This is a genomic window from Rhodococcus sp. IEGM1339, from assembly GCF_050321925.1.
Classification (GTDB): domain Bacteria; phylum Actinomycetota; class Actinomycetes; order Mycobacteriales; family Mycobacteriaceae; genus Rhodococcus; species Rhodococcus pyridinivorans.
In genome coordinates this window covers 1-12238 of the sequence record NZ_JBNQFT010000028.1, presented here as the reverse complement: position 1 = coordinate 12238, position 12238 = coordinate 1, and the positions used below count along the sequence as shown (strand labels likewise).

The 12238-nt window shown below is 66.6% G+C and carries 13 protein-coding genes and 1 pseudogene; 8 read left to right on the top strand and 6 right to left on the bottom strand.

All coding sequences use genetic code 11. The annotated features are described in order from the left end of the window. Positions 1-18: 18 nt before the first annotated feature. Entirely contained in the window at positions 19-585 is a 567-nt protein-coding gene (locus tag ACQR3U_RS20600) for a flavin reductase family protein (protein WP_019288825.1), read from the bottom strand. 251 nt (positions 586-836) lie between these two features. Between ACQR3U_RS20600 and ACQR3U_RS20595 the strand changes: the two genes are divergently transcribed. Further along, positions 837-1757 (top strand): AraC family transcriptional regulator, encoded by a 921-nt coding sequence (locus ACQR3U_RS20595; protein ID WP_230811293.1) that lies wholly within the window; start codon positions 837-839, stop codon positions 1755-1757. A 10-nt stretch (positions 1758-1767) separates the two neighbouring features. On the opposite strand, the gene ACQR3U_RS20590 is transcribed toward ACQR3U_RS20595, so the two are convergent. After that, a complete protein-coding gene (locus tag ACQR3U_RS20590) occupies positions 1768-2565 on the bottom strand; it encodes an IclR family transcriptional regulator domain-containing protein (RefSeq protein WP_230811289.1) in 798 nt (265 codons plus the stop codon). A gap of 190 nt (positions 2566-2755) precedes the next feature. On the opposite strand from ACQR3U_RS20590, the gene catA reads away from it, so the two are divergent. The 5 genes from catA to ACQR3U_RS20565 all read left to right on the top strand — a co-directional run bounded on the left by catA (position 2756) and on the right by ACQR3U_RS20565 (position 7420). Continuing rightward, a complete protein-coding gene (gene catA, locus ACQR3U_RS20585; RefSeq protein ID WP_230811290.1) occupies positions 2756-3607 on the top strand; it encodes a catechol 1,2-dioxygenase in 852 nt (283 codons plus the stop codon). A 151-nt stretch (positions 3608-3758) separates the two neighbouring features. Then, positions 3759-4886 (top strand): muconate/chloromuconate family cycloisomerase, encoded by a 1128-nt coding sequence (locus tag ACQR3U_RS20580; RefSeq protein WP_006553166.1) that lies wholly within the window; start codon positions 3759-3761, stop codon positions 4884-4886. 37 nt (positions 4887-4923) lie between these two features. Then, positions 4924-5205, top strand: a complete 282-nt coding sequence (gene catC / locus ACQR3U_RS20575; protein WP_006553167.1) for a muconolactone Delta-isomerase — start codon at positions 4924-4926, stop codon at positions 5203-5205. 34 nt (positions 5206-5239) lie between these two features. Further along, the gene (locus ACQR3U_RS20570) at positions 5240-6376 is read left to right on the top strand and encodes an alkaline phosphatase family protein (protein ID WP_006553168.1); all 1137 of its coding nucleotides are present in this window, start codon (positions 5240-5242) and stop codon (positions 6374-6376) included. A gap of 75 nt (positions 6377-6451) precedes the next feature. Then, positions 6452-7420 carry an alpha/beta hydrolase gene (locus tag ACQR3U_RS20565; RefSeq protein ID WP_006553169.1) on the top strand — a complete coding sequence of 323 codons (969 nt, stop codon included), beginning with the start codon at positions 6452-6454 and terminating at the stop codon, positions 7418-7420. 4 nt (positions 7421-7424) lie between these two features. Here the strand turns inward: ACQR3U_RS20565 and ygiD are convergent, their stop codons facing one another. Next, entirely contained in the window at positions 7425-8267 is an 843-nt protein-coding gene (gene ygiD, locus ACQR3U_RS20560; protein WP_230811294.1) for a 4,5-DOPA dioxygenase extradiol, read from the bottom strand. A 37-nt stretch (positions 8268-8304) separates the two neighbouring features. Beyond that, positions 8305-9141, bottom strand: coding sequence for an alpha/beta hydrolase (locus ACQR3U_RS20555; RefSeq protein WP_230811291.1), 837 nt, complete (start codon positions 9139-9141; stop codon positions 8305-8307). Positions 9142-9270: 129 nt separating this feature from the next. On the opposite strand from ACQR3U_RS20555, the gene ACQR3U_RS20550 reads away from it, so the two are divergent. Further along, positions 9271-10116, top strand: a complete 846-nt coding sequence (locus tag ACQR3U_RS20550) for an MBL fold metallo-hydrolase (RefSeq protein WP_230811292.1) — start codon at positions 9271-9273, stop codon at positions 10114-10116. Then, the gene (locus ACQR3U_RS20545) at positions 10073-11152 is read left to right on the top strand and encodes a hypothetical protein (protein WP_230811295.1); all 1080 of its coding nucleotides are present in this window, start codon (positions 10073-10075) and stop codon (positions 11150-11152) included. The genes ACQR3U_RS20550 and ACQR3U_RS20545 overlap by 44 nt, the downstream gene beginning before the upstream one ends. Positions 11153-11281: 129 nt before the next feature. Here the strand turns inward: ACQR3U_RS20545 and ACQR3U_RS20540 are convergent. Together ACQR3U_RS20540 and ACQR3U_RS20535 are read right to left on the bottom strand one after the other, a co-directional pair. Continuing rightward, positions 11282-11931, bottom strand: a pseudogene (locus ACQR3U_RS20540) (PAS and ANTAR domain-containing protein). A gap of 195 nt (positions 11932-12126) precedes the next feature. Then, on the bottom strand, positions 12127-12238 hold a 112-nt coding region (locus ACQR3U_RS20535; RefSeq protein WP_428692132.1), incomplete at its 5' end, for a DUF1931 family protein.

Below are 12238 nucleotides of genomic sequence, written 5' to 3'. Positions count from 1 at the left end.
CGGGGGAGTGGAAGATGTTCAGGCGTGGGCTGCGGCGAGGTGGAACGGCACGAAGCGGGTCTGCGAGTCGAACCATCCGCTGTGCGGATCGTCGAGCGAGCCGTTCCACGCGGTGGACGTGCTCGGGGCGCCGAGATCATGGAAAGTGCTGCGGTAGAACAGGAGGGGGTCGACCGTCTCGTCGAAGGTGGCGTCGACGATCTCGCCGATGTAGATGATGTGGTCGCCGCCGTCGTATTCGCGCCAGGGCGTGCACGACAGTGTCGCGGCGGTGCCGGCGAGGATCGGGGCGGTGGGGCCCTGCTCCCAGACCGGCTCGGGCGACTGGGGGCGTCCTGCGAAGTGCAGTGCAGTGTCGAGCTGGTTTGCGGCGAGGATGTTGACCGCGAACGGCGCGTCGGACAGGAACCGGCAGGCCTTGGAGGTGCGGGTCAGGGTGACCTGGCACAGGCGGGGCTCGAGCGAGACGGCGGTGAAGGCGGTGACGGTCGCGCCGTGGGGCTCTCCGTCGCTGTTCGCGCAGGTGATGACGGTGACGCCGCTGGCGAACTGTCCGAAGATATTGCGGAGTGTGCGCTGATCCATGTCTGCGTCCTCCTGTCCGGTGTGGGTTGTGGTGGACTTCGATTCGATGTGACACAGACCATATGGACGTCGTGGAACTTGTGCGATCCAGTGAGCGCGGTCACTATCCACCTAGCGCGGTGAGTGGGCCGAAGGGCCCTGTTTGCCTGGTTCCGTGTTCCGTATCACACTGGATCGCACGCGCTCGAACCACACGGATGCGCAGGTCGGAGCGCCGACGAGCTGGAAACGAAGGTGAGGGGCCGATGGCAATGGAGCCGACTCCGGGGCCGGTCGATTGGGAAGAGGTGGAAGAGGCTGTCTCGAATGCCTATTTCGAGCACGAACTGACGCCGCTCGACGACGTCGCGCCCTCGCTCCGGCTCCGAACACTGCCGCTCGGGCCGATCCGTCTCACGCGCCTCGGCTGGGGAGCGGCGGTGTCGATCCGCAGTGAACATCCCGGGGCGTACGCGGTGAACATTCCGATCGCCGGTCGGATCGCCGCCGGCAACGGGTTGGTGTCGGAGGTCGGGCACGCCGCCGTCTTCCGTCCCGACACCGCAGCTCCGGAACAGAAGTGGACGAACGACTGCGAGATCGTCGGGATCAAGCTCGAACGCGACTATCTACAGCGCGAGATGTCGCGCATCCTCGCCCGTCCCGACCTGCAGCTCCCGAATCGGGTGGATCTGACGACGCAGGCGGGCCAGAGCTGGATGACGCTGTTGCGCTCGGTCGTGGAACAGCTCAAAACGGACGAATCGATCTGGCGGAATCCGCTTGTCTCGGAGCAGTTGTCGGGTGCTCTGACGACCTCGTTCATCCTCGCGGTCATGCCGGAGGACGCGGATCCGACCGGCGGGGCGCGCCCGCGCATCATCAAGCGTGTCCTCGACCGGTTGCACGAGGATCCCGCCTCGGCGTGGACCACCGCCGAGATGGCCGAGGTGGCCGGGGTCAGCGTGCGGCGCCTGCAGGAGGGGTTCCGCGAATATCTCGGGGTGTGCCCGCGCGACTACCTGCTCGACCTGCGCCTCGAGCGCATCCACGAGGAACTCGCGGTGGGCGATGCGGCGGAACTGTCGGTCACCGATGTGGCTCTGAAGTGGGGTATCACCCATACCGGCCGGTTCGCGGCGGCCTACAAGCGTAAGTACGGGGTGGCACCGTCGGTCACGCTGCGTGGGTGATCGAGGGCCGTCAGTTGTGGTGGTAGCCGAGCTCGCTGCTGAGCCTTTCGGCGCAGTTCACGACCCTTTTCGTAGCGAGATCGCGGAACGAGTCGAGGGTGTGCCGACCGGTCGACGTCGAGCACGCGAGCACTCCCACGGCATAGCCGGAGGGGTCGAAGACGGGAGCGGCGATCGTGATGAGCCCTTCCTCGAGTTCGGCGGAGGTGATCGCGTAGCCGCGGTTGCGCACGTGGGCCAGTTCGGCACGCAGGTCGTCGGGGTTGTCGATCGTCGCGCTCGTGAATCGTACGAACTCGGTTTCCTCGAGCACGCGATCGACGATTTCGCGTGGTGACCAGGCCAGCAGCGCCCGACCCATCGACGTCGCGTAGGCGGGGACGCGGGTGCCGACGGAGACGTTGATGCTCATGATCCGGCGGACCGGGACGCGTGCGCCGTAGACGACCTCGGTGCCGTCGAGTACGCCGAGGGATGCGGATTCGTTGGCGTGCTCGGCGATCTCGACGAGTTTCGGCAATGCCGAGTCCACGAGAGTGTGGGATTCGGTGTAGTGCCGGCCGATACTGAGCACGCGTGGAGTGAGCGACCATCTCGTGCCGTGTGAGGTGACGTAGCCGAGTTTCTGCAGGGTCAGCAGGATCCGGCGGACCGCGGGTCGCGACAGGCCGGTCTTGGCGGCCAGCTCGGCCAGGCTGGGGTTCGGGTCCTTGTCGTCGAAGGCGTGCAATACCGCGAAACCACGTTCGATGCTCTGGATGAAGTCTCGATCGTTGCTAGGGCCATTACCTAGGTCGATGCTCGGCATCCTGCCTCCTACCTGCGTACTTGTTGATACTGCCCGATCCGGTGTTGACAAGCTGTGTGACACCACGCACAGTATGTGATGTACGCACTGCGATACACAAGTACGCACAGCGTACTGACCGGTGATCACCGCAGCCCCTGTGTCGCACCGGCCCCACACTTCCGATAGTTCAGTCCCCACGAGGAGAGCCATGACCACCATGGAGAACCCCACCGCCCACGGGTCCGGCAACGCTGCGACCGCCAAGTTCAAGTCCGAGCGGGTCACGTCCGACACCTCGGTCGAGCGTGCGTCGGCGATCTACCAGGACGTGATCGGGGCTTTCGCCGACATCATCCAGAAGCACCAGGTGACCTACGACGAGTACCGGGTGCTCAAGCAGTGGCTCATCGACGTGGGTGAATACGGCGAGTGGCCGCTGTGGCTGGACGTCTTCCTCGAGCACGAGATCGAGAAGGTGCACTACAACCGCAAGGGCTTCACCGGCACCAAGGGCTCCATCGAAGGCCCCTACTACGTCCCGGACAGCCCGAAGCTCCCGGCCAAGTGCACGATGCCGATGCGCGAGAAGGACAAGGTCGCGCCGCCGCTGGTCTTCAAGGGCCAGGTCACCGACCTCGAGGGCAACGGCCTGCATGGCGCCACCGTCGAGCTGTGGCACGCCGACGAAGAGGGCTTCTACTCGCAGTTCGCCCCCGGTATCCCCGAGTGGAACCTGCGCGGCACCGTCGAGGTCGACGAGAACGGCAACTTCGAGATCACCACGCTCAAGCCGGCTCCCTACAAGATCCCGGCCGACGGACCGACCGGCTGGTTCATCAGCTCCTACGGCGGACACCCCTGGCGTCCGGCCCACCTGCACCTCATGGTGAAGGCTCCCGGCAAGCGCGCCATCACCACCCAGCTGTACTTCAAGGGCGGCGAGTGGGTCGAGGACGACGTCGCCACGGCCGTCAAGCCCGAGCTCATCCTGGATCCGCAGCCCAACGCCGACGGCATCGACGAAGTGACCTACAACTTCGTACTCGACCCCGAAGCGTGATCCGCACCGCGGAAACCGCCCGATCCGGCCCCCGCGCGCGAGTCGGTTCTGCGTAACGAATGCCGGTGCCCCACTGGGGTACCGGCATTCGTGCTGAATGCAGGGTCGACCTATTCCCCGTCACACCCCGATCCGATTGTGAGCAATTCCGATGTCCGACCCCGATCTGAAGATCGCCTCCGTCACCACGACGATCATCGATGTACCGCTGATCCGACCCCACAAGTTCGCCACCACCACCGCCGAAGCGCAGCCGATCCTGCTCGTCGCGGTGACCACCGAGGGCGGCGTCACCGGTTACGGTGAAGGCGTCGTGCCGGGCGGGCCGTGGTGGGGCGGCGAATCGGTCGAGACGATGCAGCAGATCGTCGATCGCTACATCGGGCCCTACATCATCGGACGCGGAGTCGACGAGATCAGTGGCGTCATGGTCGATATCGAGCGCATCGTCGCCAACGCGCGATTCGCGAAGGCCGCCGTCGACGTCGCGATGCACGACGCGTGGGGACGCGCGCTGGGTGTGCCGGTCGCGTCGCTGCTCGGCGGTGCCTTCCGGACCGGCGTCGACGTGCGGTGGGCGCTCGGCGCCGCGCCGCTCGAAGAGATCGTCGAGGAGGTCACCCACAAGCGTGAGCAGCGTCTGAACTACTCCTTCAAGCTCAAGATGGGGGCGCTCGACCCGGCAGTCGACACCGATCGTGTCGTCAAGATCGTCGAGGCGTTCGGCGGCGAGGTCGGATTCAGCATCGACGTCAACGCCCGCTGGGACCGTTTCACCGCGCTGCGCCACGTCCCGCAGCTCGTCGACGGTGGAGTCGAGCTCATCGAACAGCCCACTCCCGCAGATCAACTCGACGTGCTCGCCGAGATCAACCGACGCGTCTCGGCGCCGGTGATGGCCGACGAGTCCGTGCAGACCCCGCACGACGCGTACGAGGTGGCCAAGCTCGGCGCCGCCGACGTCGTCGCGCTCAAGACCACCAAGTGCGGCGGACTGCAGCGCAGCAAGCAGGTCGTCGCCGTCGCGAAGGCGGCCGGCCTGCGGTGCCACGGTGCGACCTCCATCGAAGGCCCCATCGGGACCGCCGCGTCCGTCCACTTCGCCTGCGCCGAACCGGGGATCGACTACGGCACCGAACTGTTCGGTCCGCAGTTGTTCGCCGTCGAACTGCTGCAGGAGCCGCTCGACTACTCCGAGGGCCAGGTGCACCTGCCCGAGGGGCCGGGACTCGGCGTCGAACTCGACATGGACGTCGTGAAGAAGTACGCGCGTTCCTGATTCGCGCTCTCGTCAGAACAGAAGAAGGAGAAACATCATGGCACTGTTCCACGTTCGGATGGACGTCGACATCCCCCGCGATCTGGACCCCGACGTGCGCGCCGAGACCGTCGCGAAGGAGAAGGCCTACAGCCAGGATCTCCAGCGCCAGGGCAAGTGGCGGGAGATCTGGCGGATCGTCGGCCAGTACAGCAACATCTCGATCTTCGACGTCGAGTCGGCCGACGAATTGCACGAGATCCTGTGGAACCTGCCGTTGTTCCCCTACATGAACATCGAGGTCATGCCGCTGACGAAGCACGGCTCCGACATCAAGTGACCCTCGGCGCAGGCGAGTGGCTCATACTCGGGTTATGAGCCTGCCACTGCGCGACGTCTACGCCGAGCCGACCCTCGCCGACCTGATGCCTTCGGTGCTCTCGTCCGCGGGGGTCGCCGGTGAGACCAACCGACTCGATCTCACTCCCGTCGATCACACCGTCGTCCTACTCGTCGACGGGATGGGATGGGAGCTGCTGCAGCGCAACGCGAAAGCCGCTCCGTACCTGACGCAGGCGCCGGGGAGCCCGATGCGTGCCGGCTTCCCGACGACCACCGCCGTCAGCCTCGCTTCCCTCGGGACGGGGCTGCCGTCCGGCCTCCACGGCATCACCGGTTACCAGTCGTACGTCGACGAGATCGAGGCCCCGGTCAACTGGCTCCGCTGGACCCTCGCCGGAACCGCGATCGACCAGCGCGACGATCTTGTACCCGAGACCGTGCAGCCCCACCCGACGGTGTTCGAACGCGGCCGCGAGGCGGGCTTGACCGTCACCACCGTCGTGCCGAATGCCTTCGAGGGCAGCGGCCTCACCCGGGCCGTGCTGCGCGGCGGCAACTTCGTCGGGGTCTCCGCCTACGGCGATCTGCTCGCCCAGGTCGTCGCCGCGGTGAGCGCCGGCGACCGCAGCCTCGTCTACTGCTACATCGGCGAGGTCGACACCCTCGGACACGTCTACGGACCGGAGTCCGCGGCGTGGCTCGCGCAACTCACGGTGGTCGATCGTTTCGTCGAGCAACTCGCCGACGCGCTGCCGACCGGCACCCGCCTGCTCGTCACCGCCGATCACGGCATGGTCGACGCCTCGCGGGGTCGCCGCATCGACTTCGACCACACCCCGGGTCTCGGTGAGGACGTCACCGTCATCGCCGGGGAACCGCGGTGCCGCCACATCTACACCTACCACGTCGACCGGGTCCTCGAACGCTGGCGCAACGAACTCGGCGACCACGCGTGGGTCGGCACCCGCGACGACGCGTTCGCGGCGTGCCTGTTCGGATCCGATCCCGATCCGGCGCTGGCCAAACGGATCGGCGACATCGTGGCCGTCGGACGTGGCGAATCGACGGTGATCCGCAGCGACGGCGAGCAGGTCATGTCGAACCTTCCCGGGCAGCACGGGGCGTTGACCGACGAGGAACTGCTCGTGCCGCTGCTGCGGATCGGGTGACGCGTTCGAGGTCCGGGGCCGCCGGGTGTCGGAACTCTCGATGCCCGAGACGTATCGGTCACATAATGTGTGCACATGCGTACCGATGCGGTGACCTGGCACGACCGCAGCAGTAGGGTCGCGCTGATCCTCCTGTGGGTGGTCCGGATCCTCTTCAAGCCGATTCTGAGTCTCTGGCCGAGCAACGACTTCGGCATCGCCGTGCTCGGCCGGCTGTCGTGGGTGGTCGACAGGATCACGCCCACGCCGCGCGCCGTGCACGTCACGCAGACCGAACTCGGCGGAGTGCCCGGTGAGCGGATCATCTCCCCGAAGCCGGTCGACGATCCGCTCGACGACGCCACCATCCTCTACTTCCACGGCGGCGGCTTCATCTTCTGCGGCCCGTCCACCCACCGTCAGCTGTGCGTGCAGCTCGCGCTCGATTCCGGTGCCCCGGTGTACTCGATGGACTACCGGCAGGTGCCCGCGGTGCCGATCGCAGGTTCGGTGCAGGACGCGATGAACGCCTACACCGCTCTGCTCGAGGTGGCCGACGATCCCACGCGCATCGTCGTCGGCGGCGACTCGGCCGGCGGTTATCTCGCGGCGAAGGTCGCCGAACTCGCCGCGCGTCGCGGCATCCAGCGACCGGCCGCGGTGATCGGGTACTCGCCGCTGCTCAACCTCGACCTAGACAAGCACGACCCGAAGTACATGGCGAGGGACGCCTACCTGCCCATCAAGGCACTCGGGAAGATCAGTCCGCGCTGGTTCGCCGGGGAAGAGGCGATCGAGGGCGAGACGAACCCTGTCGACGCCGATCCGGCGCTGTTCCCTCCCATGTTCATGTGCGCCGCCGAATACGAGCTGACCAGGCCGGACGTGGAGATCATGACCGAACGACTCGCGTCGGCGGGACGCACCGTGGAGACACATCTGTGGCGCGGGCAGATCCACGCGTGGCCGGTCCTGGCCCGCGCGATCCCCGAAGCCATGGAACTGATCGGGCTCAGCACCCGGTTCGCGCGACGCGCGATCGTCGCAGTGGACGACGCCGCCTGAACGCTCACAGGTTGGTGTCGGGCGGCTCCGGGCTCTCGGGCAGTCCGGCGCCGTGGCCGCCCCCGTCGCGCGGCGGACAGTTCCCGCCGACGGCGTAGGACGTCATCGACAGCGATCCGTATTCGACACCGTCGACGAGGGTCTCCGGTTGCTCCCCGGACTCGGCGGCCAGACCCGCGACGTACAGCAACGGCAGGAAATGATCGGGGGTCGGCACCGCGTGGCGGTAATCGGGGTGCTCACCCAGCGCCGCGGCGTCACCGGGACGGTCGCGCAGAACGGCGAAGGCATCCTCGTCGAATCGGTGCGCCCAGTCGAACCCCGCGCCCGGGCGTCGCGGATCCATCGTGCCGAGGTTGTGGACGACGTTGCCGCTCGCGACGATCAACACCCCGCGATCGCGGAGTCCGGCGAGACGGGCTCCGAGTTCGACGTGATAGTCGAGCGGCTTGTAGGCGTTGAGGCTGAGCTGCACCACCGGGACATCCGCCTCCGGGAAGGCGTGGGTGAGCACCGACCAGGTGCCGTGGTCGATGCCCCACGAATCGACGTCGGCACCGACCCACGTCGGATGGACGAGATCGGCGATCTCCTCGGCCAGTTCCGGAGCGCCCGGCGCCGGATACTCGACGTCGAACAACTCCTGCGGGAACCCGAAGAAGTCGTGGATCGTGCGCGGCGACCGCATCGCGGTCACCGCGGTGGCGTTGATGAACCAGTGGGCGGAGATCGCCAGGATCGCGCGGGGCGTCGGCACGGATCGCCCGAACGCCGCCCAGGCCTGCGTGTACCGATTCGATTCGAGCGCGTTGAGCGGACTGCCGTGGCCGACGAACGCGACCGGCATGCGTGACGACACGCCCTCTCCTTCCGGTTGTCGAGCCTCAGTTGTCGAGTCGTGTCTTCAACCAGGCCGTCAGGTCGTCGAGCACGCGGTCCTTCTCCGGCTCGTTGAACACCTCGTGGTACAGCCCGTCGTACAACTTCAGCGTCAAGTCCTTCGAACCCGCACGATCGGCGATGAGCTGCGCCCCGGCCGGATCGGCGAGAGCGTCGGCGGTTCCGTGCATGACCAGCAACGGCAGCCTCAGGCTCGGAAGGCGCTGTTCGACGCTCTGCTCGTTGAGCACCAGCACCCGCGCGAGTCCGGCGGGCACGAGACCGTGGTGCACGAGCGGATCGGCGTCGTACGCCGCGACCACCGCGGGATCGCGCGAGACCGCTTTGCTGTCGAGCTTCTGCACCGGAACACCCGGCAGGAAACGCCCGATGAGCTTGCCGATCTCCACGACCGGTTTCGGTGTGCCCGACGTGACGATCACGGCCGGCCCCGACAACACGAGCGCGGCGAGCCGGTCCTGATGGTCGAGCGCGTAGGCCAGCGCGATCGCACCGCCCATCGAGTGACCGAGCATGAAGACCGGCAGGCCGGGATGCGCATGGGTCGCCAGGTCGATCAGGCTGTCCAGGTCATCGGTGAATTCGCGCATCTCCTGGGCGTGCACACGCTTGCCGCCCGACCGTCCGTGACCGCGGTGGTCGGGGGAGTACACGACGAGACCGAGATCGGTGAGCCGCGCGACGACGTGGTCGTAGCGACGTGCGTGCTCGCCCAGCCCGTGGCTGAGGATCAGCACGCCGGTGGGGGCCTCCGGCGACCACACGTCGTACACGATCGGGATCGCGCCGACGCCGGTGAACGACGATTCGGTGTGCTCCATGAGCGCCTCCTGCGGCCTCGTCGACAGCTGTTCCTCGCATCTTCGCACGAGTACCGGCTCGGAGGCTTGTGTCCGGCCGGAGACAGAGGCACGCTCGAAAGAAGGGGGGTGCGACCGAGGAGACCTGTGATGGAAACCGAGATCACCGAGATCGCTCCGGATGTCTACCGCGTGTCCACATTTCTCGACGCGGCGAACCTGACGATGAACCAGTTCCTCGTGGACGGTGACGAGCCTCTGCTGTTCCATACCGGATATCGGGCGTTGTTCCCGTCGGTGTCGGAGGCGGTGGCACGGTTGATACCGCTGGATCGGTTGCGGTGGATCACCTTCGGGCACGTCGAGGCCGACGAGTGTGGATCGATGAACTCCTGGCTCGAAGTGGCGCCGGCGGCGGAGGTCGCCCACGGTGCGATGGGTTGTTTCGTCCAGGTCGCCGATCTTGCGGATCGTCCACCGCATCCCCTGCAGGACGGGGACGTCCTGGCCACCGGGCGACGTCGGGTGCGGCACATCGACACCCCGCACGTTCCACACGGATGGGATGCAGGTCTGATGTTCGAGGAAACGACATCCACCCTGTTGTGCGGTGATCTGTTCACGGCGTTCGGTAGATATCCGGCACGGACGACGAGCGAGATCGTCGGCCCCGCTCTGCAGGCGGAGGACCTGGGTCGCGCGACGTGCCTGACCCCCGAACTCGGACCCACCATCCGCGCACTCGCGGACCTGCACCCGAGCACTCTCGCACCCATGCACGCCCCGGCCTACTGTAGGTTCCGCGGATCGGTGTCACTTCGCGGATCTCCGACCTGCAGGTTCGCGCCGTCGTGTCAGTGCCTTATTCCCACGAACTTGTCAGAATCCTCAGCCCGGTCGCTATCCCGTAAGGAGATCGATGCCCAGTCATTGGCCCGTTTGCCCCTAATGGATCGATCAGCGGGGTGCACCGAGCGGACCAGATCCCGCGGGTGAGCAGGTTTCGGTGCTGCTGATCGCGGATCCGGGCGAACCAGCGGCTCTTGCCGAACGCATCGCCGACTACCTGCCGGAACGCCTGCAAAGCCCTGACCGGCCCGAGCGCCGGTGGACGACCTGTGTGCGCCGCAAACCGTACCTGCCGGACGAGCAAGCCGATTTCACCGATGTCATCGACACGGTCGATCCGTCCTCCGAACAGGAAGACATCGTCGTGTATCTCACCGATCTGCCGCGCCGGGAGGACACCCTGCCGGTGGTGGCCGACGTCAGCTTCGCACTCATCTCGGTCGCCGGTGTGGGCGGCGTCCGGATCGAGCGCCGCATCCGCACCGTCACCGAACTCGCGCTCGCCCGCGTTCTCGGTGAACCCGAACTCATGCCTCCCGGCGCGGCGCGACGGTACCCGTGTGTGCAGATCAAGGACGGCATCCGATACTTGGCGCCCTCGGGACTGCGGCGACTGCGACTGCTGTCGGGGATGGTGCGGGCCAACCGGCCGTGGCGACTGGTCACCGGACTGTCGAAGGTGCTCGTCGGCGCCTTCGCCACGGGTGCGATCGCGCTGGCCACCAACACGATCTGGTTGTTCGCCGACACGATGGGTCCATGGCGGATGAGTGCGGCGACGGTCCTGTCGATCGTGGCGATGATTCTCTGGCTGCTCGTCGAACACGAACTGTGGGAACGACCGAAGTCGCCGGAGGAGCGCGATCGTTCGGTGCTGTACAACACCGCCACCGTCGTCACCCTGGTCATCGGCGTGATCGTCCTCCACGTGGCTTTGTTCGGCCTGCTGCTGTTCACCGCGTGTCTGACTCTTCCCCCGGAACTGCTGTCCCGCATTCTCGGGCACGGGGTGAATTTTTCCGACTACCTCACCCTCGCCTGGCTACTGGCGTCCATCGCGACCATCGGTGGGGCGCTCGGGTCGGGTCTCGAGGACGACGCCGCCGTCAGAGAGGCGGCGTACGGGGTCCGGCAGCGGCAACGCATCGAGCAGACGCGACAACCGTCGAACGAGGCGGGATGATCATTGCCGGCGCAGCGCGCGCGACCCAGCCGTCCCCGGATGCGCGGGTGCCAGATCGGGTGCTCGACCGGTCGGCAGCCCGGTCCAGGTTTCGTTTGACTCCCTACACCCCGCGGGACTGTCACTCACTCAGCTCTGTTGCCGGGTTCGCTGGTGGGCGGTGAGCAGAAGGTGGTCGAACCGGGTCCGTAGGTCCGCAGCGGGTTCGCACTCGACGAATCCGGTGACGAGTTGTTCGGCGATCGTGCGAAGTCGGGTGTTGGTCTGCTGGGAACACCAGGTGAGAACGTCGAAGGCGCGGTCGGCGGGTATCCCGTAGACCAGCATCAGTGCGCCCGTGGCCTGTTCGATTACCGCCCGTGACTCGGCGAGTTCGGCGACCGCCGCGTCGACCGACTCCTTGACATCGCTGCGGTAGGACTGGGTGATGTCATGTAGAAGCCGGTGGTCCCGATCACGGCGTCTGTGTCGTCGTGCAAGAGGTCGCCGACGACCACGACGAGGTGAACTTTGCCGGCGGTGTCGATGATGCGGTGTTTGCTGCTGAACGGTTCGGCGTCACTGATCATCCGTTCGAGGACGCGGGCGACGCGCCGGTGATCCTCGGGATGCTTGTGGGACAGCAGCAGTTCGGTGGTCGGCGTGACGTCCCCGGGCCGGTAGCCGTGCATCTGGGCGACGGCGTCGGACCATTCCCACCGCTGACCGTCGAGGAAGAATCGGAAGCTGCCGACCCGCTGCGGCTCCCCACCGAACACCTGCTCTGAATCCGCCCCAATTTCTCTCGCACCAGGCACGGCGTCTCACTCCCGCTCGCTTCTCAGGCGTGCGCTCTAGCTGGACTTCCCGCTACGGCCAAGGCCGAGATGGACCCGCACACGTCCTGCACGTTTGTGATTTGGGTGACGGTGTAGTCGCCGACGTCGCAGTGGGGTGGGAAATCGATCTCTGTCGCCCCCGGCAGCCGCCCGGGGTCAGAGCAGTAGGTGGAAGATGTCGAAGGCGACGCTCCATTCGGCGGTCCCGGGGTTCTTGCGGTCCGGCTCGACCGTGACGAAGGTATGCGCCAGTGCCACGCTCAGGCCT